We start from the raw sequence: 19,881 nt of genomic DNA on the forward strand, positions 1-19,881 counted from the left end.
CGGACAATTCGCCCAGTAACTGGCGAACAACTCCAAGATCAACTTGGGTCAGGGTTGACCTCAAGGTTGGTTGAGGTAGTGGACTGGGGTCATGGCTAACTCGATCCTGTACGGCGCGGCGCTCCCAGCATCGGCGAAGCGGCTCCCGGAACTGCTCGAGGCGGCCGCGATCGCGGAGGAGCTCGGCGCCGACCTCGTGACCGTCGCCGACCACCCGTACCTGCCGTCCGAGCTGGACGCGTGGACGCTGGTCCCGCTGCTGCTGGCCCGGACGCGGCGGGTCCGGGTGGCGACGAACGTGACGGCGCTGCCGTTCCGGACGCCCACCGTCATCGCGAAGGGCGCGGCCACGCTCCAGCACACCAGCGGCGGACGGTTCGTGCTCGGCCTCGGCGCCGGCGGCCCGTACGACGGACTGCCCGGCTGGGGTGCGCAGTGGCCGACGCTCGGCGAGTCGATCGGCGCGCTGGACGAGGCGATCCCGCTGCTGCGGCGGCTCTGGTCCGGCCGGCCGGTGACCCACGACGGCGAGTACTACCGGCTGCACGACGCCGTCGCCGTAGCGGGAGCCGCCGCCGACCCCGTCCCGCCGGTGTGGGTCGGCTCGTTCAAGCCGCGGATGCTCGCGATCACCGGCCGGCACGCCGACGGCTGGCTGCCTACCAACGCGTACTTGTCGCTGGACGAGGTCCCGGCGATGCAGCGCGCCGTCGACGAGGCCGCCGTCGCCGCCGGGCGCGAGCCGTCCGCCGTACGCCGCGTCTTCAACGTCATGGGGGTCATCGACGACGAGCGGCCGCGGCGCAACGACCAGCTGCTCATCGGGCCGGCCGGGCACTGGGCCGAGGCGCTGACCGACTACCGCGAGCGGCTCGGCTTCGAGACGTTCGTGTTCTGGCCGGTGCACGGCGACACGAGGCGCCAGGTCGAGCTGTTCTTCCAGTCCGTCGTTCCCAGGGTGCGTCTCCCGGGTCCGTGGCCTACTGCGCGACGCCCAGGCGGCGCCTCGCTGCGTTCTCGTCAGTCGACGTAGAACCTCCCGCTATGCCTCCTTCCTCGGCCTTGCGAGGCATCCACCTGAACGCCGCTCGCTACGCCCGAGACCCGGGAGACACACCCTAAGCTCTGAGGTCCTGCAGCCCGACGACCTTGAGCAGCTGCAGCGCCTGGTGCGACGGCGTGCCGGGCGCGGCGGTGTAGAGGACCAGCCGCTGGTCGCGGTCCGGGATCAGCAGCGTCTCGCAGTCCAGCTCCAGCACGCCGACGACGGGGTGCACGACCCGCTTGTGCGTCGACCGGCGCACGTCGACCTCGTGCCGGTCCCACAGGTCGCGGAACAGCGCGCTGCCGGCGGTGAGGTCGCCGATCAGCCGCCGCAGCTCGGCGTCGCGGGGGTAGCGGGCGGCCGCTGCGCGCAGGTCGGCGACCGCCTCGCGGGCGAACTGCGTGTGCTCCGCCGCGAACGCGGCCGCCGCGGGCGAGAAGAACCCGCGCAGCGAGTTGAGCTGCTCCAGCGGCAGACCGGCCGGGTCGACGGCCATCAGCGCCGCCCACATCGGGTTCCACGCGAGCACGTCGTACTTGGCGTCGATGACGACGGCGGGCGAGTCGTCCAGCCGCTCCAGCAGGTGCAGGATGCCGGCCGGCACGTCGCGCCGCGGGCCGGTCGACGGCAGCGGCGCCCGGCCGGTCAGGTGGAACAGGTGCGCCCGCTCGTCGCCGGTCAGCCGCAGCGCCCGGGCCAGCGCCTCGACCACCTGGGCCGACGGGTGTGGGCCGCGGGCCTGCTCGAGCCGGATGTAGTAGTCGGCGGAGATGCCGGTCAGCTGAGCGACCTCCTCGCGCCGCAGGCCGGGCGTGCGCCGGTTCCGTCCGGCCGTCAGCCCGACGTCCACCGGCCGGACGTGCGCCCGCCGGCTGCGCAGGAAGGCGGCCAGCTCGGTGCGGTCCATGCGTCCATAGTCCCTCGCCGGATCGCCGGGTGGGAGGGACCGCCGGTCCCAGCCTCACCCGTGCTCTCCCGCTCCGCGCCCGTCGCGGCGAGGGTCGAAGCATGAACGACACCACGATCGCCCTGGTCACCGGGGCCAACAAGGGAATCGGCAAGGAGACCGCGCGGCAGCTCGCGGCGGCCGGGCACACCGTCGTGCTCGGCGCGCGCGACGCCGGACGCGGCCGGGCGGCGGCGGCGGAGGAGCTGACCGGCCTGGCCGGCGACGTCCACGTCGTCGAGCTCGACGTCACCGACGACGCGTCCGTCGCGGCCGCCGCCAAGACCGTCGACGGCCGGTTCGGCCGGCTGGACGTGCTGGTCAACAACGCCGGCATCGCACTGGGCTGGGCGACGCCGAGCGAGACCTCCGTCGACGACGTGCGCGGCACCTACGCGGTCAACGTCTTCGGGCTGGTCGCCGTGACGAACGCGCTGCTGCCGCTGCTGCGCCGGTCCGCCGCCGGGCGCATCGTCAACGTCTCCAGCGACCTCGGCTCGCTGACCCGCCAGCAGGACCCGGCGTCGCCGTTCTACGGCCAGCTGCCGCTGGTCGCGTACTCGTCCTCGAAGACCGCCGTCAACGGCGTCACCGTCGCGTACGCCCAGGAGCTGGCCGCCGCGGGGATCAAGGTCAACGCCGTCAACCCCGGCTACTGCGCGACCGACCTCAACGGGCATTCCGGGCACCTGTCCGCCGCCGACGGCGCCCGCGTCGTCGTCCGCGCCGCGCTGGTCCCGGCCGACGGCCCGACCGGCGCGTTCTTCACCGACGGCGGCACGCTGCCGTGGTGACGCGGGGACTACCATCGGGCGCATGCCCAAGGCGTTCTACGTCACCACTCCGATCTACTACGTCAACGACGCACCGCACATCGGCCACGCGTACACCACGGTCGCCACCGACTTCATCGCCCGCTGGCACCGCCAGCGCCAGGAGGACGTCTGGTTCCTCACCGGCACCGACGAGCACGGCGAGAAGGTGCTGCGGACCGCGCAGGCCAACGGCGTCACGCCGCAGGAGTGGGCCGACCGGCTGGTCGAGACCGCCTGGAAGCCCGTGCTGCAGACCATCGACGCGTCGAACGACGACTTCATCCGCACCACCGAGCCGCGGCACGTGGCCCGGGTGCAGGAGTTCATCCAGCACCTCTACGACGCCGGTGAGATCTTCGAGGGCACCTACGAGGGCTACTACTGCGTCGCCTGCGAGGAGTTCAAGCTGCCCGGCGACCTCGTCGAGGGCACCGGCGAGTACGCCGGCCAGCTGGTCTGCTCCATCCACGGCCGGCCGGTCGAGAAGCTGTCCGAGACGAACTACTTCTTCCGCATGTCCGCCTACACCGAGCGGCTGCTGGAGTTCTACGAGCAGAACCCCGGCTTCGTGCAGCCCGAGAGCGCCCGCAACGAGGTGCTCGGCTTCGTGCGGCAGGGGCTGCAGGACCTCTCCATCTCGCGGTCGACGTTCGACTGGGGCGTCCCGGTGCCGTGGGACCAGTCGCACGTCATCTACGTCTGGTTCGACGCGCTGCTGAACTACGCGACCGCCGCCGGATACGGGGCCGACCCGGAGAAGTACGAGCGCACCTGGCCTGCCGACATCCACTTCGTCGGCAAGGACATCCTGCGCTTCCACGCGGTCATCTGGCCGGCCATGCTGATGGCCGCCGGCGAGCCGCTGCCGAAGAAGGTGTTCGCGCACGGCTGGCTGCTGGTCGGCGGCGAGAAGATGAGCAAGTCCAAGCTCACCGGCATCGCGCCGGACCAGATCACCGACACGTTCGGCTCCGACGCGTTCCGCTACTACTTCCTGCGCGCCATCGCGTTCGGCAACGACGGCTCGTTCTCGTGGGAGGACATCGCCGCGCGCTACCAGGCCGAGCTGGCCAACGGGCTGGGCAACCTCGCCTCGCGGGTGGCGGCCATGGTCGGCCGCTACTTCGACGGCGCCCTGCCCGCCCCCGGTCCGGCGACCGACGCTGAGGACGCGCTGGCCGCCGTGGCCGCGACGGCGGCGGCCGACGCCGACGCCGCCGTCGACCGCGTCGCGCCGCACGAGGCGCTGGCCGCCGTGTGGACGCTGGTCGACGCCGCCAACGGCTACATCACCGAGCAGCAGCCGTGGGCCGTCGCCAAGGACGAGGCACAGCGGGAGCGGCTGGCCACCATCCTGTACGCCTCGGCCGAGGCGCTGCGGGCGCTGGCGGTGCTGCTCAACCCGGTCATGCCGAAGGCGACGGCGAAGCTCTGGGACTCGTTGGGCGCCGAGAAGGCGCTCGGCGCGCTGGCGGCGCAGCCGGTCGCCGACGCTGGCCGCTGGGGCCAGCTGGCCCCGGGCGCCGAGGTCACCAAGGGCGACGCGCTGTTCCCGCGGCTGGACCCCGCCGCCTCGTGACTGACGCTCCCCGGGAGCGGCGGTCGGCGACGGACGAGGCCGGCCGCAAGCGCGACCGATCCCGGCCGCCGCTGCCCGAGCCGCTCCCGCTGCCGGTCACCGACACGCACTGTCACATGGACATCGCCGACGGCGACGACGACGCGTTCGGGGTGACGGAGGCGCTGGACGCCGCCGCGAAGGTGAACGTGACGCGCGTCGTGCAGGTCGGCTGCGACCTTCCGGGCGCGGCCTGGGCCGTCGACGTCGCCGAGCGGTACCCGTCGGTCGTCGCGACCGTCGCGCTGCACCCGAACGAGGCGCCAGGGCTGGCCGCGGCCGGTGAGCTGGACGATGCGCTGGCCGAGATCGACCGGCTGGCGGGCTCCAGCGCGCGGGTGCGCGCCATCGGCGAGACCGGCCTGGACCACTTCCGGACCGGGCCCGAGGGGCGGGCCGCGCAGGAGTACTCGCTGCGGGCGCACATCGAGATCGCCCGGCGCCGCGGACTGGCGCTGACCATCCACGACCGCGACGCCCACGACGACGTCCTGCGGGTCCTCGACGACGCCGAAACGCCCGATTGTGTCGTATTTCACTGTTTCTCCGGGAACGAGACCTTCGCTCGCGACGTCGCAGCACGAGGCTGGTACCTGTCCTTCGCCGGCCCGGTCACGTTCAAGAACGCGGCCGAGCTGCGTGCCGCTCTCGCCGTCACGCCGCCGGAGAATCTGCTTGTCGAGACCGACGCGCCATTCCTGACCCCGCACCCCTATCGGGGCCGGCCGAACGCGTCGTACCTGGTCCCGGTTACCGTCCGGTACATCGCCGAGGCGCTCGGGCAGGACCTCGAGACCGTGTGTCACACCCTCCAGGCGAACACCGACCGTGCTTTCGGCCCATGGTGACAGGACGTCATTTGCGCTGGTCACGCGGCTGCTGCGGAGGGGTGCCGCCGGCGCGTGGGCGAGGGCGTCCCGCGTGGGCGCGTCACAGCGTCACAACTCCGCCAGCCGAGGCGAAATGTTCGGTTTCGACCCCCACGTCAGTTGTCCGGCAGGCCGCGATACGTTACCGTCCCGAGATTGTTAGCCGGGGTCGGGGAAACTTCGGGTGGCAGATGAACGGCCGGACACACCGTCCGCCCAGCAGCGCGCCGAACTGGCGTGCGGTAGCTTGGCGAGCCGGGTGAGCGGCCGTGCCGCGCGGTCCCGTGCCCGGACGGTACGACCAAGGAGCACAGTGCGCCTGTCCGCGAAGACGTTGGCGATCAACGCCACCGTCGTCACTGCTCTGGTAGGCGGCGGCGTCGCCTACATCACGCTCGACAACGCCGTCACCCTCACCGTCGACGGCCAGACCGAGACCGTGCACACCTTCGGCGGCGACGTCGAAGACGTCCTGGAAGAGCGGGACATCGAACTGAGTGCGCGCGACGAGGTCATCCCCTCGCTGGACAGCGACATCGAGGACGGCACCGAGATCAGCGTCCGCTACGCCCGTCAGGTCACCGTGACCGTCGACGGCGAGGAGCAGCAGATCTGGACGACGGCGCTGTCCGTCGACGAGGCGCTGGGCGACCTCAACATCCGTGCCGCCGGCCTCGACCTCTCCGTGGACCGCTCGCAGCCCATCGGCCGCGGCGGCATCGACTTCGAGGTCCGCACGCCGAAGGAGATCACCGTCACCGCCGACGGTGCGACGAACCCGCTCACCACGACCGGGCTGACCGTCGCCGAGGCGCTGACCGAGGCCGGCATCACGCTCGGCGAGCTCGACCTCGTGGAGCCCGCGGCCGACACCGTCCTGGCCGACGCGCTGGCCGTCACCGTCCGGCGGGTCACCGTCGAGACCGCGACGGTCACCGAGGAGCTGCCGTTCGAGGTGACCGAGCAAGAGGACGACACCCTCGAAGAGGGCACCGAGTCGGTCGAGACCGAGGGCCAGGAGGGCTCGGTCGAGAAGGTGGTGCAGACCACCTACATCGACGGTGAGGTCTCCGAGCAGGAGGTCCTGTCCGAGACCGTCCTCGCGGCCCCGGTCGACGAGCTCGTACTGATCGGCACCATGGAGCCGCCGGCTCCGCCCGCCGAGGACGAGGGCGGCGGCGGTGGTGACGACGTCGACGGCGGCGTCTGGGACGACCTCGCACAGTGCGAGTCCGGTGGCAACTGGTCCATCAACACCGGCAACGGCTACTACGGCGGCCTGCAGTTCTCGGTCGGCACCTGGCGCGCCTTCGGCGGCTCGGGCTACCCGCACGAGAACAGCAAGGCCGAGCAGATCCGCATTGCCACGAAGGTCCGCGACAACCGCGGCGGGTACGGCGACTGGCCGGCCTGCGCCCGGTCGCTCGGCCTGCCGCTCGGCTGACACCGGTTCCGCGACCGGGCCGGTAGGCTCGGGGCGGTGCAGAACGACGAGACGTCCGCCGGTCCCAGACTCCTGGGGCCGGCGGACGTTCGCCGTCTGGCGGCCGAGCTCGACCTGCGGCCGACCAAGACGCTGGGGCAGAACTTCGTCATCGACCCCAACACGGTGCGGCGCATCGTCCGGGTGGCCGGTGTCGGCGCCGACGACGTCGTGGTCGAGGTCGGCCCCGGGCTGGGCTCGCTGACGCTGGCGCTGCTGCCGGTCGTGGCCCGGGTGGCGGCGGTCGAGGTCGACCCCGCGCTGGCGGCGCGGCTGCCCGCGACGGTGGCCGAGTACGCGCCGGGCGTGGCCGACCGGCTCGAGGTGGTGCCGGGCGACGCGCTGCGGGTGTCCGCCCTGCCCGGGCCGGCGCCGACGGCGCTGGTGGCCAACCTGCCGTACAACGTGTCCGTGCCGGTGCTGCTGCACCTGCTGCAGACGTTCCCGAGCCTTCGGCGCGCTCTGGTCATGGTGCAGAAGGAGGTCGCCGACCGGCTGGCCGCCCCGCCGGGGTCGCGCACGTACGGCGTCCCGTCGGTCAAGGCGGCCTGGTATGCGACGGTGTCGCCGGCCGGGTCCGTGGGCCGCAACGTGTTCTGGCCGGCGCCGAACGTCGACTCCGGGCTGGTGCTGCTGCAGCGGCGCCCGTCCGGCCGCGACCCGGCCGAGCGGGCCGCCGTCTTCGCCGTCGTCGACGCCGCGTTCGCCCAGCGGCGCAAGGGGCTGCGGGCCGCACTGAGCGGCTGGGCCGGCTCCGCTACGGCCGCCGAGACGGTGCTCGCGGCGGCCGGCGTCGACCCCCGCGCACGCGGCGAACAGCTCACCGTGGACGACTTCGCCCGGATCGCCGCGGCACGCCCGAAAATAGACATCTCTGGCGACTCTTGAGCTGGTATCTCCGGTAAGGTCTCGCTGGTGCTGCAGGTGATCGCCCGCGTCCCGGCGAAGATCAATCTGATGCTGTCCGTCGGTCCGGTCCGCTCCGACGGTTTCCACGAGCTCGCGACCGTCTTCCACGCCGTCTCGCTCTACGACGAGGTCGCCGCCGTCCACGCCGACGCCGTCACCGTCCACGTCACCGGTCCGTACGCGGGTCACACTCCCGCCGACGAGTCCAACCTCGCCGTCCGTGCCGCCCGGGCGCTGGCCCGCCGGGCCCGGCTGCGCAGCGGTGCGCAGCTGCGCGTGCACAAGGAGATCCCGGTCGCCGCCGGGCTGGCCGGCGGCAGCGCCGACGCCGCGGGGGCGCTGCTCGCCTGTGACCGCCTCTGGGGGCTGAAGCTGCCCGAGTCGCGGCTGTCCGCCGTCGCCGCCGGGCTCGGCAGCGACGTGCCGTTCGCGCTCACCGGCGGCACGGCCGTCGGGACGGGGCGCGGCGAGCGGCTGCGCCCGGTGCCGGTCGGCGCCCCGCTGCACTGGGTCCTCGCGACGGCCGACGGCGGCCTGTCGACGCCCGAGGTCTACCGCCGCCTCGACGACCTCCGCTCCGACCGCAAGGTGCCCGCGCCGGCGGTCCCGGGCGAGCTGCTGGCGGCGCTCGCGTCCGGCGACGTCGACGCGCTGGCCGCGCTGCTGCACAACGACCTTCAGGAGGCCGCGCTGGCCCTGCGGCCGGCGCTGGGTGACACGCTGCGGGCCGGGCGCGAGCTCGGCGCGCTGGCGGGCATCGTGTCCGGCTCCGGGCCCACGTGCATCTTCCTGGCCCGCGACGGCATGTCTGCCGGCGCCCTGGCCGTCGGCCTCGCCGCGTCGGGCACCTGCGCCAGCGCCCTGGCCGTCACCGGTCCCGCCGCCGTCGGCACCTGAGGCCGCGGTCGTGCCCGGCCATCCGCCGCTGGACCGCTGGGTGCCGCTGACCCCGTCCGCCGTCGCCGCGGTGCTGGACGGCTGGGCCGCGCCGTGGTGGATCGCCGGTGGGTACGCGCTCGAGCTGGCCGTGGGCCGGTCCTGGCGGGCGCACGCCGACGTCGACGTGCTCGTGCTGCGCCCGTCGGCCGGCGAACTGCACGATGTCCTGCCCGGCTGGCAGCTGTGGGCCGCCGACCCGCCGGGGGCGTTGCGGCCGTGGCCGGCGGACGAGCCGCTGCCCGGCCACGTCCACGACATCTGGTGCCGGCGCCCGTCCTCGCCGGCCTGGGAGCTGCAGTTCATGGTCGACGACGCGGACGGCGCGGTGTGGACGTCCCGCCGTGACGCCCGGGTGCGTGCGCCGGTGGCGTCGATCGGGCAGCGGAGCGCTGATGGGCTGCCGTACCTGCGCCCGGAGATCCAGCTGTTCTACAAGGCGAAGCGGCCGCGGCCGAAGGACGAGACCGATGCCGCCGTCGTCCTGCCGCTGCTCGACCCGGCGGCGCGGGCCTGGCTGGACGACGCGCTCGCGCTGACGCTGCCGGACCACCCCTGGCGGACCGCGCTCGCCCGTCCTCCGACCCGAAGTTGATCTTGGAGTTGTTCGGCAATTGCGGTCCGAAATGCCCGATAGATGGCCCACTTTTTCCAAGATCAACTTCGCTGGGTGGTCGGTCAGCGGCGGGCCAGCATGACCGTCCGGGTGCCGCGCACCCGCAGGTCGTCGCGGCGGTGCAGTGAGCCAGGGCCGTCGCCGTCCAGCAGCTCCTCCAGGGCGCTGGCGTCGGCGGGGTCGAGGTCGTCCACGTGCCGTGCCATCCGGCCGAACCAGATGGCGGCGTAGGCGGCGGTGGCCGGCGGCGCGGGCGAGAGGTCGATGTCGAACGTCCGCTCGTCGACCAGCGTGAACCCGGCCGCCGCCAGCCGGGCCGGCCAGTCCGTGCCGAGCTCCGGCAGCCGCTCCGCCTGATGCTGTTCCAGGCCCTCCAGCAGCCGCGTCTCCAGCCCGGAGCCGGCCTCGTCCGGCAGGAACCGGATCTGGACCGGGAACTCCGCGACGGCGATCAGCCCGCCGTCGCGGGTCGCGGCATGGACGTCGCGCAGGACGCGGTCGGGGTCGGCCAGGTGGTGCAGCGACAGCGATGCCCACGTGAGGTCCACCGGGCCGGGCACCGGCCAGGTCTCGTCGAGGTCGGCGTGGACCGTCGTGATGCGGTCGGCCAGCCCCTGGTCCAGCGCCTTCGTGCGGACGCGGTGCAGCAGCGCGGCGTCCGCGTCGACGGCGATGATCTCGGCGCCGGCGAACCGGTGCGCCAGCCGCAGCGTGCCGGTGCCGGTCCCGGCGCCGAGGTCGACGATGCGCCGTCGCCGGTCGCCGCCGGCCGCGCGGCGCACGAAGCTCAGCGCGTCGGCCCAGTACTCGTGCAGCACGTCGCCGTCGAGGTCGAGCAGGTCGCCGAACGAGCTGTCCTCGCCGCCGTGGTCGTGGTGGTGGTCGCTCATAGGGCGACGGTAGGCGACCGATGCGCCGATCGCATAGAGTCTTGCCAATGGAGCAAGGCGAGGTGGACGTCGACGCGGTGATCCGGGCCCGGATCCGTGGGCTCCGGCAGGCCAAGGGCTGGTCGCTGGACGCGCTGGCCGCCCGCTGCCACCTGAGTCCGTCGACCCTGAGCCGCATCGAGACCGGCGCGCGGCGCATCTCGATCGACCAGCTGGTGCCGATCGCCCGCGCCCTCGACACCACCCTCGACCAGCTGGTCGAGCCGGTCGAGGACGCCGACGTCGTCATCCGGCCGCGGCACGACCGCCAGCACGGCGCGACGATCTGGCAGCTGTCGCGCGACGACGGGCCGCACGGGCTCACCGTCGCCAAGATGCGGATCACCCGGCTGACGCGGCCGAAGCAGCTGCGCGTCCACCCGGGCCGCGACTGGTTCACCGTGCTGTCGGGGACGATCCGGCTGTACCTCGGCGACCGGGTGATCCTGGTGGCGGCCGGTCAGGCGGCGCAGTTCTCGACCATGGCGCCGCACGCGGTCGTCGCGCACGAGAAGCCGGCGGAGCTGCTCACCATCCTCGACCGCGACGGGCAGCGGGCGCACCTGGACGCCGTCGACCTCACTCCGGAGACGTCGCCGCGGTGATCACGCGCGCGAGCGAGGCGTTCAGGGCCTCCAGTTCGGCGACCGGCAGGCCCAGCCGCTCGACGACGGCGTAGGGGATCTTCTCGGCGTCGTCGCGCAGCGCCCGGCCGGCGTCGGTCAGCTCGACGACCAGCAGCCGCTCGTCGTCGGTGCTGCGCCGCCGCGAGATGTACCGGGCCGCCTCCAGGCGCTTGAGCAGCGGCGACAGCGTCGCCGACTCCAGCTGCAGGGTGCCGCTGAGGTCCTTGACCGAGCGCGGCTCGCGCTCCCACAGAGCGAGCAGGACGAGGTACTGCGGGTGCGTCAGGCCCATCGGCTCGAGCAGCGGCCGGTACAGCCCGATGACGCTGCGGGCGGCGACGGCGAGGGCGAAGCAGACCTGCCGGTCGAGGGCCAGCGGATCGTCGCCGAGGTCTGTCGTCATGGTCACACTCTATCGCACGCGATTGATTAGTGTGCTAACTGTTAAGACATGAAGAGAAAGCTGCCGTGGTACGGCCGGCTCACCGAGGTGCTGATGCCGTTGCTCGGCCCGGCCGACCTGGGCCGGCAGGACGACGCGCCGCCGCCGCATCCGGTGCGTGAGATCGAGTGCCCGCTGTGCCACCACCCGATGTCCGAGCACCGGCTCGAGCAGGTGGGTGGGAAGAACAGGCACTACTGCCCGGCGTGAGAAACTGGGCGTGACATGGCGCCCCGTAACCTCATCAACCTCGAGTCGGCCTCGCTGGCCTACGGCACCCGGTTCATCCTCGACGGCGTCTCGCTCGGGGTCGCCGAGGGCGATCGCATCGGCGTCGTGGGACGCAACGGCAGCGGCAAGTCCACGCTGCTGCGGGTGCTGGCCGGGCTCGAGCAGGTCGACACCGGCCGGGTCAGCCGTACCGGCGGGCTGCGCATCGGCCGGCTCGGCCAGAGCGACGAACTCGATCCCGCGGCGACGGTCGGCCAAGTGGTCATCGGCGACCGAGCGACGCACGAGTGGGCCGGCGACGCGCGCATCCGCGACGTGCTGGCGCATCTGGTGCCGGGGTTGTCGACGGACGCGCTGGTCGGGCCGCTGTCCGGTGGCGAGCGCCGCCGGGTCGCGCTGGCCCGCCTGCTGATCGGCGACGACGACCTCGTGCTGCTGGACGAGCCGACCAACCATCTCGACGTCGAAGCGATCGACTGGCTGTCGCGGCACCTGGCGGCGGGAAATCGATCTCTCGTCATGGTGACGCATGACCGGTGGCTGCTGGACACCGTCGCGACCACCACGTGGGAGGTCACCGACGGCGCCGTCCACTCCTATGAGGGCGGCTACGCCGAGTACGTCCTGGCCCGGGCCGAACGGGTCCGGCTGGCCGCCGCCGACGAGTCGCGGCGGCAGAACCTGCTGCGCAAAGAGCTGGCCTGGCTGCGCCGCGGGCCGCCGGCGCGGACGTCGAAGCCGCGCTTCCGCATCACCGCCGCCAACGCCCTGATCGAGAACGAACCGCCGCCCCGCGACCGGTACGAGCTGGCCAAGATGGCGACGACCCGTCTGGGCAAGAGCGTGTTCGACGCCGAGGACGTCACCGTGTCGCTCGGCGGCCGCACCCTGCTCGACCACGTCACGTGGCGGCTCGGCCCCGGCGACCGCGCCGGCATCGTCGGTGTCAACGGCGCCGGCAAGACGACGCTGCTGCGGCTGCTCGACGGCACGCTCGCGCCCGACTCGGGACGGGTGAAGGTCGGCCGCACGGTCGCCGCCGCCCACCTCGACCAGGAGGTCGTCGGCCTGGAACCGGGGAAGCGGGTGCTCGAGACCGTCGAGGAGGTCCGCCGCGAGGTCCAGCTGGGCGGTGGCGACACCGTCACGGCCGGGCAGATGCTCGAACGGTTCGGGTTCGCCGGCCAGCGCCAGTGGTCGGTCGTCGGCGACCTGTCCGGTGGCGAGCGGCGGCGGTTGCAGTTGCTGCGGCTGCTGATGGGCGAGCCCAACGTCCTGCTGCTCGACGAGCCGACCAACGACCTCGATGTCGAGACCCTGAACGTCCTGGAGGACGTCCTCGACGGCTGGGCGGGCTCGCTCGTCGTCGTCAGCCACGACCGCTGGTTCCTCGAGCGCGTCACCGACGCGGTGTGGGCGCTCCTGGGCGACGGCCGGATCGTCCAGCTTCCCCGTGGGGTCGACCAGTACCTCGAGCTGCGGCGGGATCAGGCCGCCTCGGCCGAGGCGGCCGCAGCGGCGGGGGGTGCGCGGGCGCGGTCGGGGGACACGCGGGCGGTGCGCAAGGAGGTCGCCCGGATCGAGCGCGACCTGGAGAAGCTGGAGCGGCGCGAGAAGAGGCTGCACGAGCAGATCGCGGACAACGCCACGGACCACGAGAAGGTACTGGCGCTGGACACGGAGCTGCGGTCGGTGCACGGGGAGCGGGAGTCGCTCGAGGAGCGCTGGCTGGAGTTGGCGGACGAGTTGGGTTAGTGGCCGTCCCCCTGCTGCCCATTCTCTTAGCCGTGAACGCGCGCCTCAAGTCCGACGCCGCTGCTGGTTGCGGTGGTCTGTGGTTGGGGGCTCTGGACTTGACCCGCGCGTCCCCGGTCTAACGACGTTGTGCGCAATAGGGATCGGGGCGTCCTCGGCTGAGGTGTCGGCTGTTTCGGCTACCGGGCGGCGGCGCGGTCGGAGACCAGCGATGCGACGGCGGCGATCGTCTCGGGTAGGTCGTCGCGGCGGCCGATCCAGCGTTGCAGGGGGCGCCAGTGCTTGAGTTCGCCGATGCCGTGCTCGACACAGATCCGGGTCGATGACTGGGCGTGGCGGGCTGCTCGCCAGGCGGCGAGGTCGTTCTCGGTGGCGTCGCCGCCAGGCTTCTTCGGTGGGATGCGCACCTGGCCAGGGTGGGCCTTGGCCAGGCCTTTGTAGCCATCGTCGAGTTCGGCTTCGACCCCCGGGTACAGGTCGAGCAGCTCGTCGATGCCGTCGGTTTTGACCGCGGTCTGGTCATGCATCCGGCCCGGCCGATACCCGCCGGCGAACAAGGTCCGCCCATGGGCGTCGGTGATCTGGCGTGAACTTGATCGTGTTCTGCCGCTTCTTCCCGGACACGAACGCCCGCCGCCCGGGCCGGTTCGCTCTCGGGCGGCGGACCTGGATCTCCGAGCCGTCGATTCGCAGCGTGACCCCGTGATGGGCGGCGTAGGCGAACACGTCGGCCAGGGTGCGCAGCCGGACCCCGGCCGGGGCGGCGTACCCGCGACCGGCCAGCAGCGGACGGACCTGACGCACCGCCCGGGTGATCGTGGACCGGTCGACCCCATACAGCCGGGCCAGCGCGGCATGCGGCAGCTGCAGCCGCAGCACGACCAGCGTGACGATCACCCGGTCGACGAAGACCAGCTCGTGCTTGCGCCCAGCCCCTTCGGCGCGGCCACGGCGTTGTCGGCCACGGCGCTGGGCCAGCTCAGACTCCCGCCGGCCCGCCCATGGCCCGGCCAGCTCGGCCACGAGGCGACCCAGGTGGTGACGGGAGATCCCGATGAAGGCAGAATGAACCAAGGCCGCACGAGCCCATGATCGACTAGACACCGCTTCATGATCTTGTGCGGCCGCCCATCAGCTCCGCAGCGACGCGCCGTGACCAGCAATCACCTGCCGTCACCTCTATTGCGCACCAAGTCGTAAGAACTCGGCAGCTATCAGGGGGACGGGGGAGGTGTGGCGACGGGGCGGGTCCTGGTCTGGCGTTACGTCGTGGTCTGCCGTTACGCGGAATGGCGGATTCGGGGCTGGTGGCGTGACTGGGGACAAGGACGTGACGGCAGACCAGGACCCCGGCCTTACCAACCTGGGTGTGGAGCGCGTCCTGGGTGTGAGTCGCGTTTCCGGGCCCGTTTCGCCGGTTCGGCGCGACTCACACCCAGGACGCGCGTCACACCCAGGAAGCCAACGGTGCATATCGGGCGCGGCTGTGCCCGGTTCTTCCCCGTCCCCCTGATAGCTGCCAGTTCTTGGCCGCGTGCGCGCGGGTCAAGCGGTCATCGTCGCGCGAAGCGCCCATCAGTCCGCTTGAGGCGCGGGTGCGCGGCTAAGAGAATGGGCAGCAGGGGGACGACGCCCAACTAGGCAAACCCCGGCTGACTGGGCGCATAGGAGCGAACGAAGCGGGTAGTACGAAGGAACGTCAGACGTCGACGCCCTGCTCCTCGAGCCACGAGCGGGGGTTGACCGGGTCGCCGCCGCCGGGGTGGACCTCGAGGTGGAGGTGCGGCCCGGTGGAGTTGCCGGTGGAGCCGACACGGCCGATGACCTCACCGGGGGCGACCTCGCCGGAGCGAAGGACGAAGCGGGAGAGGTGGCAGTACCAGGTTTCGGTGCCGTCCCAGTGCTGAACGATGATCTTGTTGCCGTACGGGCCGTCGTAGCCGGCGAAGATGATCTCGCCGGACGAGATCGACCGTACCTCGGTGCCGGTCGGTGCGGCGAAGTCGAGGCCGGTGTGCCGGTTGGACCACATGGACCCGCCGGCGCCGAAGCCGGCGGTGATGCGGTAGTCGTCGAGAGGGAGCAGCCAGCGCTTGGATTCGCGCTCGGCGCGGGCGGCCTCTTCGGCGGCCTCGATGCGCTGCTGCTCGACGATGCGAGTGTGCGCCTCCTGGGCGACCTCGCCGGTCTCGGCCGCGAGCGACTGCTCAGCGGCGACCAGGGTGTCGAGCGCGCCGCCCTCGGTCGGATGCCCCGACTCCTGGGGGCGCTGCGCGATGGCGTTGAGCCCGTCCTGGCTGTCGGTGGACCCGACCGCGTGAGGCATGGCCAGAGCCCCGGAAGCCGCTGCTGCTACCGCTACGGAACCGACCACCGACGGGACACTGACGTGCCTGCGGCGGCTACGGTGACGCCCGCTGCCGGAGCGTTGCGACACGCCAGGACCTTTCGCCGGGGACAAGGACTCGCAGGACACTAACCGCCCCCTAGGGGTCCTGCCAAACGCCTCCACCCCAGCGTTTGGCATGGTGATCACGCACTGTGACGCTGGAAGCAACGCTGAGTAGCCCGTAATCGGGTCGTGACCTCGACCGACGGGTATGCCTTGATCAACCTTGTCGGCGCAAGGTTCGTGACGCTCTGTGACATGTGATCTGCATCACATTGAGCAACCTTCATCCGACCTGACGAGTCGGGGTCCACCGAACGGAGGGCGGCGCCCTCGTCTCCAGGTACTGTCGGCAACATCCGTCGGATCAGCGTTGTTCCCTGGAGGTAGTCATGGCGGAGGGACGTCCCCTGCGGGTCGTGGTCGCGAAGCCCGGTCTGGACGGGCACGACCGCGGCGCCAAGGTGGTGGCGCGTGCGCTGCGTGACGCCGGCGTGGAGGTCGTCTACACCGGGCTGCACCAGACGCCGGAGCAGATCGTCGAGGCGGCCATCCAGGAGGACGCCGACGCCGTCGGGCTGTCCATCCTTTCCGGCGCGCACATGACACTGTTCAAGCGCGTGCTCGAGCTGCTGGCCGAGCGCGAAGCCACGGACATCGTGGTGTTCGGGGGCGGCATCATCCCCGACGCGGACATCCCGCTGCTGACGGAGCTCGGCGTCGCCCAGGTGTTCACGCCCGGGGCGTCGACGCAGGACATCGTCGCGTGGGTCGACACGCTGCGTGACCGCGCGCAGGCGTCCTGACCCGAGCCAGAATGAAAATGGTTTCCGCCGATAGCACGACTATGCCCTGACTCGGTAAGGTTTGCCGGAAATTCACCGTGTTGCGGCCCGCCGCTCGATGGCGGGTCGTTCGGCATCGATGGGGTGAACTCCGTGCTGAATCGACGTGATCGCGCGCGCACCGCCGCCCTCTCCGCCGCCGTTCTGCTCGCCGGCGGCCTGCTCGTCGTCCCGGCGGCTGCCGCCGTCGAACCGGACGACCTCACCCGCCCCGGCGAGTCGGTCCTGGTCGGCTCCGACCGGCAGACCATCGCACCGGGGATGGAGCTGACGACGTTCAATCGGCTCGAGGACGGCGGCTGGAACGCCGGCAGCATCCTCGAGGTCGACCTCGACGCCGGCGTCACGCTGGACTACCAGTACTCCGGCGAGGTGACGAAGACCGCCACCGTCCGGTCGCTGGCCGAGGCGAGCGGCGCGACGGCCGCGATCAACGGCGACTTCTACGACATCAACAACTCCGACGCCCCGCTCGGCGTCGGGGTCGGCCGCGACGAGGGCCTGGTCACCGCCCCGACCGCGGGCCACGAGAACGCCATCGCGGTCGACGCCGCCGGCGCGGTCGCCATGGCGCAGGTCTTCCTGGAGGGCACCGCGGTCACCGGCGACGGCGTCAGCCTGCCGCTCGCGGGGGTCAACACCCACCGCCTGCCGGCGAGCGGCATCGGCGTCTTCACGTCGGCCTGGGGCGACTACACCCGTGCGAACGCCGTCGGCACCGCCGCGAACCGGGCCGAGGTCACCGTCGTCGACGGCGTCGTCACCGCGGTGGGCACGACGCTCGGCACCGGCCCGATCGCCGCGAACACGGTGATCCTCGTCGGCCGCGACGCCGGCGCCACCTCTCTCTTGGCGCTGCAGCCCGGCGACACCGTCGACGTCTCCTACGCACCGCGCTCGGACCTCGGCGAGATCGCGGTCGCGGTCGGCGGCGACGTGCTGGTCGACGACGGCGTCCAGCGCACGTTCGCCGACACCGAGCCGGCCGCGCGCACGTCGATCGGCCTCTCCGAGGACGGCCGCACCATGTATCTGGTGTCGCTCGACGGCAAGCAGGCGCACTCGCGCGGCATGACGCTCACCGAGTTCGCCGAGCTGATGTACGACCTCGGCGCCTACGACGCGCTGAACATCGACGGGGGCGGCTCGTCCACGCTCGTGGTCCGCGACCCCGGCACCGACGACCGCACCGTCGTCAACACCCCGTCCGACGGCGCCGAGCGGTCGGTCGCCAACGGCCTGGCGTTCTTCGCGGCCGAGGGCTCCGGCGAGCTGGACGGCTTCCGCGTCCTGGCCGGCGCGGCCGAGAACACCGACCGGGTCTTCCCCGGCCTCACCCGCACCGTCGAGTCGCGCGGCCACGACGAGACGTTCGCTCCCGTCGAGGCGCGGCCGCGGTGGACGACGGCGGACCGGCGGGTCGCCTCGGTGCTGCGCGGCGCCACCCCGGAGACGGCCGTCGTCACCGGCATCCGGCCCGGCACGACGGACGTGCAGGCGGACCTGCGCGGCGAGACGGGCGCGTTCGGCATCACCGTCCTCGGCGCGCTGCAGCGGCTGGAGCCGACCGCCACGCTGATCCCGCTGGCCGACGCCGCCGACGCCGGGTCCGTCGCGCTCACCGGATACGACATCGACGGCTACCGTGCGCCGATCGAGACCGCCGACATCACCGTCACTGGCGGCGACGGCGTGGTCGAACTGGTGCCCGACGGCGACGGGTTCGCCATCGACCCGCTGGTCGACACCGGTTCGGCCCTGGTCACCCTCGAGGCCGGTGGCGTAGAGACGAGCGTCGCCGTGACGATCGGCCTGGCCGAGGTCCCGGTGGCGACGTTCGACGACGCCGCGAGCTGGACCGTCCTGTTCGCCCGGGCCACCGGCGCCATCGCCCCGACGGAGGGCCCGGACGGCCGCGACGGGGTGCGGCTCACGTACGACTTCACCGGCGGCAACACCCGCGCCGCCTACGCCACGCCGCCGACGCAGTTCTCCATGCCGGGGCAGCCGCAGAACATCAAGGCATGGGTGAAGGGCGACGGTCAGGGCACCTGGATCCGGATGCGCGTCTACGACCCCAACGGCACGCTGCTCACGCTGAACGGCGGTTACACCACGTTCACCGGCTGGCAGCAGCTCACCTTCCCGGTCCCAGCCGGTACGGAGTACCCGCTGCGGTTCCGCGACATCTACGCCGTCGAGGCCTCCGGCGCGCGCAACTACCACGGCGAGACGTCGTTCAGCGACATCAGCGTCGAGATCGCGCCGCCGGTGGAGCTGCCCGACGCCGGGCGGTTCGCCGACCCCGTCATCGTCACCAACGGCACGGCTGACGACGCCGGCCAGCGGATCGCCGTCATGAGCGACTCGCAGTTCGTCGGGCGCAACCCCGACAGCGACATCGTCGCGGCCGCCCGCCGCACGCTCCAGGAGATCGTCGCCGAGGACCCGGACGCGCTGGTCATCAACGGCGACCTGGTCGACGAGGCGGCACCGATCGACTTCGACCTCGCCCGCCGGGTGCTGGACGAGGAGCTGGCCGGCGTCGACTTCCCCTGGTACTACGTGCCCGGCAACCATGAGGTTCAGGGCGGCCCGATCGGCAACTTCATCGAGGAGTTCGGCGCCACCCAGCACACCGTCGACCTGCCCACCGACGAGGGCACGACCCGCATCATCACGCTGAACTCCGCCTTTGGCACGCTGCGCGGCGGCGGGTTCGCCCAGATCGCCGAGCTGCGCTCCGCGCTGGACGAGGCCGCCGCGGACGACGAGATCACCGGCGTGCTGGTCTTCGCCCACCACCCGCCGAACGACCCGCTGCCGACGGACAACAGCCAGCTGGCCGACCGGCGCGAGGCGGCCATGCTGGAGACCTGGCTGGCCGACTTCGAGGCCGAGAGCGACAAGTCGGCGGCGTTCGTCGGCGCCCACGTGGGCGTGTTCGACGCCGGCTCGGTCGACGGCGTGCCGTTCCTCGTCAACGGCAACTCCGGCAAGGCGCCGTCCTCGACCCCGGACAACGGCGGCTTCACCGGCTGGACGCTGCTCGGCCTGGAGCCGTCGCGCGGGGACAAGAACGACGACGACGGCTGGCTGCGGGCCGAGGTCCGGGCCCGGGTCGACGCGATCACGCTGCAGGCCCCGGCGACGCTGGCGCCCGGCGCGACCGGCGCGGTCTCGGCCACCGTCGCGCAGGACGGCGTGCGCACCGTCCCGGTCCAGTGGCCGGTGTCGGCGCAGTGGGGCGGCACCGGCGTCTACGTCGGCCCGGCCGACAAGGCGCCGCGCTGGGCCGTCGTCGCGGTCGACCCCGCGGCCGGCACGATCCAGGGCCTGCGGGCCGGCGCCGCCACCGTCACCGTCACCGTGAACGGCGAGACCGCGAGCCAGGCGGTCACCGTCGGCTGAGCGCACCCCTCTCGCT

At 72.4% G+C, this 19,881-nt stretch carries 17 protein-coding genes and 1 pseudogene; 13 read left to right on the plus strand and 5 right to left on the minus strand.

Annotated elements, in window-relative coordinates:
• The first annotated feature begins 91 nt into the window (after positions 1-91).
• A complete protein-coding gene (locus BLV05_RS10330; protein ID WP_052762958.1) occupies positions 92-1,033 on the plus strand; it encodes an LLM class flavin-dependent oxidoreductase in 942 nt (313 codons plus the stop codon).
• Positions 1,034-1,118: 85 nt separating this feature from the next.
• Here BLV05_RS10330 and BLV05_RS10335 read toward each other — a convergent pair whose 3' ends face one another.
• A complete protein-coding gene (locus tag BLV05_RS10335) occupies positions 1,119-1,952 on the minus strand; it encodes a helix-turn-helix transcriptional regulator (RefSeq protein ID WP_046771611.1) in 834 nt (277 codons plus the stop codon).
• A 101-nt stretch (positions 1,953-2,053) separates the two neighbouring features.
• Between BLV05_RS10335 and BLV05_RS10340 the strand changes: the two genes are divergently transcribed.
• The 7 genes from BLV05_RS10340 (at position 2,054) to BLV05_RS10370 (ending at position 9,216) form a co-directional block, all read left to right on the plus strand.
• Positions 2,054-2,785 (plus strand): SDR family NAD(P)-dependent oxidoreductase, encoded by a 732-nt coding sequence (locus BLV05_RS10340; RefSeq protein WP_046771610.1) that lies wholly within the window; start codon positions 2,054-2,056, stop codon positions 2,783-2,785.
• A 22-nt stretch (positions 2,786-2,807) separates the two neighbouring features.
• Positions 2,808-4,385, plus strand: coding sequence for a methionine--tRNA ligase (metG, locus tag BLV05_RS10345; RefSeq protein ID WP_046771609.1), 1,578 nt, complete (start codon positions 2,808-2,810; stop codon positions 4,383-4,385).
• Positions 4,382-5,272, plus strand: a complete 891-nt coding sequence (locus tag BLV05_RS10350; protein WP_046771608.1) for a TatD family hydrolase — start codon at positions 4,382-4,384, stop codon at positions 5,270-5,272. The genes metG and BLV05_RS10350 overlap by 4 nt, the downstream gene beginning before the upstream one ends.
• A 334-nt stretch (positions 5,273-5,606) precedes the next feature.
• On the plus strand, positions 5,607-6,737 hold the full coding sequence (locus BLV05_RS38175) for a resuscitation-promoting factor (protein ID WP_052762957.1): 1,131 nt from the start codon (positions 5,607-5,609) through the stop codon (positions 6,735-6,737).
• 36 nt (positions 6,738-6,773) lie between these two features.
• Entirely contained in the window at positions 6,774-7,664 is an 891-nt protein-coding gene (gene rsmA / locus BLV05_RS10360; RefSeq protein WP_046771607.1) for a 16S rRNA (adenine(1518)-N(6)/adenine(1519)-N(6))-dimethyltransferase RsmA, read from the plus strand.
• 30 nt (positions 7,665-7,694) lie between these two features.
• Positions 7,695-8,582 carry a 4-(cytidine 5'-diphospho)-2-C-methyl-D-erythritol kinase gene (locus BLV05_RS10365; protein ID WP_046771656.1) on the plus strand — a complete coding sequence of 296 codons (888 nt, stop codon included), beginning with the start codon at positions 7,695-7,697 and terminating at the stop codon, positions 8,580-8,582.
• A gap of 10 nt (positions 8,583-8,592) precedes the next feature.
• Positions 8,593-9,216, plus strand: coding sequence for a nucleotidyltransferase domain-containing protein (locus BLV05_RS10370; RefSeq protein WP_046771606.1), 624 nt, complete (start codon positions 8,593-8,595; stop codon positions 9,214-9,216).
• A gap of 83 nt (positions 9,217-9,299) precedes the next feature.
• Here the strand turns inward: BLV05_RS10370 and BLV05_RS10375 are convergent, their stop codons facing one another.
• A complete protein-coding gene (locus tag BLV05_RS10375; RefSeq protein WP_046771605.1) occupies positions 9,300-10,127 on the minus strand; it encodes a class I SAM-dependent methyltransferase in 828 nt (275 codons plus the stop codon).
• A 47-nt stretch (positions 10,128-10,174) separates the two neighbouring features.
• Between BLV05_RS10375 and BLV05_RS10380 the strand changes: the two genes are divergently transcribed.
• Positions 10,175-10,771: a helix-turn-helix domain-containing protein gene (locus tag BLV05_RS10380; protein WP_046771604.1), complete on the plus strand. Its 597-nt coding sequence runs from the start codon at positions 10,175-10,177 to the stop codon at positions 10,769-10,771.
• Here BLV05_RS10380 and BLV05_RS10385 read toward each other — a convergent pair.
• The gene (locus BLV05_RS10385) at positions 10,746-11,195 is read right to left on the minus strand and encodes a MarR family winged helix-turn-helix transcriptional regulator (protein ID WP_046771655.1); all 450 of its coding nucleotides are present in this window, start codon (positions 11,193-11,195) and stop codon (positions 10,746-10,748) included. The two genes, BLV05_RS10380 and BLV05_RS10385, sit on opposite strands and share 26 nt — an antisense overlap.
• 48 nt (positions 11,196-11,243) lie before the next feature.
• Here BLV05_RS10385 and BLV05_RS10390 point away from each other — a divergent pair, with 48 nt between their 5' ends.
• Entirely contained in the window at positions 11,244-11,444 is a 201-nt protein-coding gene (locus tag BLV05_RS10390; RefSeq protein WP_046771603.1) for a hypothetical protein, read from the plus strand.
• A 15-nt stretch (positions 11,445-11,459) separates the two neighbouring features.
• Entirely contained in the window at positions 11,460-13,220 is a 1,761-nt protein-coding gene (locus BLV05_RS10395; protein WP_046771602.1) for an ABC-F family ATP-binding cassette domain-containing protein, read from the plus strand.
• 179 nt (positions 13,221-13,399) lie between these two features.
• Here BLV05_RS10395 and BLV05_RS38560 read toward each other — a convergent pair.
• Both BLV05_RS38560 and BLV05_RS10405 read right to left on the minus strand, forming a co-directional pair.
• Positions 13,400-14,324, minus strand: a pseudogene (locus tag BLV05_RS38560) (transposase family protein).
• A 595-nt stretch (positions 14,325-14,919) separates the two neighbouring features.
• The gene (locus BLV05_RS10405; RefSeq protein WP_052762544.1) at positions 14,920-15,546 is read right to left on the minus strand and encodes a M23 family metallopeptidase; all 627 of its coding nucleotides are present in this window, start codon (positions 15,544-15,546) and stop codon (positions 14,920-14,922) included.
• Between the two features lie 455 nt (positions 15,547-16,001).
• On the opposite strand from BLV05_RS10405, the gene BLV05_RS10410 reads away from it, so the two are divergent.
• Together BLV05_RS10410 and BLV05_RS10415 are read left to right on the plus strand one after the other, a co-directional pair.
• The gene (locus BLV05_RS10410) at positions 16,002-16,415 is read left to right on the plus strand and encodes a cobalamin B12-binding domain-containing protein (RefSeq protein WP_046769313.1); all 414 of its coding nucleotides are present in this window, start codon (positions 16,002-16,004) and stop codon (positions 16,413-16,415) included.
• 132 nt (positions 16,416-16,547) lie between these two features.
• Complete coding sequence (locus tag BLV05_RS10415; RefSeq protein ID WP_152690788.1) at positions 16,548-19,865, plus strand: phosphodiester glycosidase family protein; 3,318 nt, start codon at positions 16,548-16,550, stop codon at positions 19,863-19,865.
• Positions 19,866-19,881 lie beyond the last annotated feature (16 nt).

Source organism: Jiangella alkaliphila (assembly GCF_900105925.1).
Lineage (GTDB): Bacteria > Actinomycetota > Actinomycetes > Jiangellales > Jiangellaceae > Jiangella > Jiangella alkaliphila.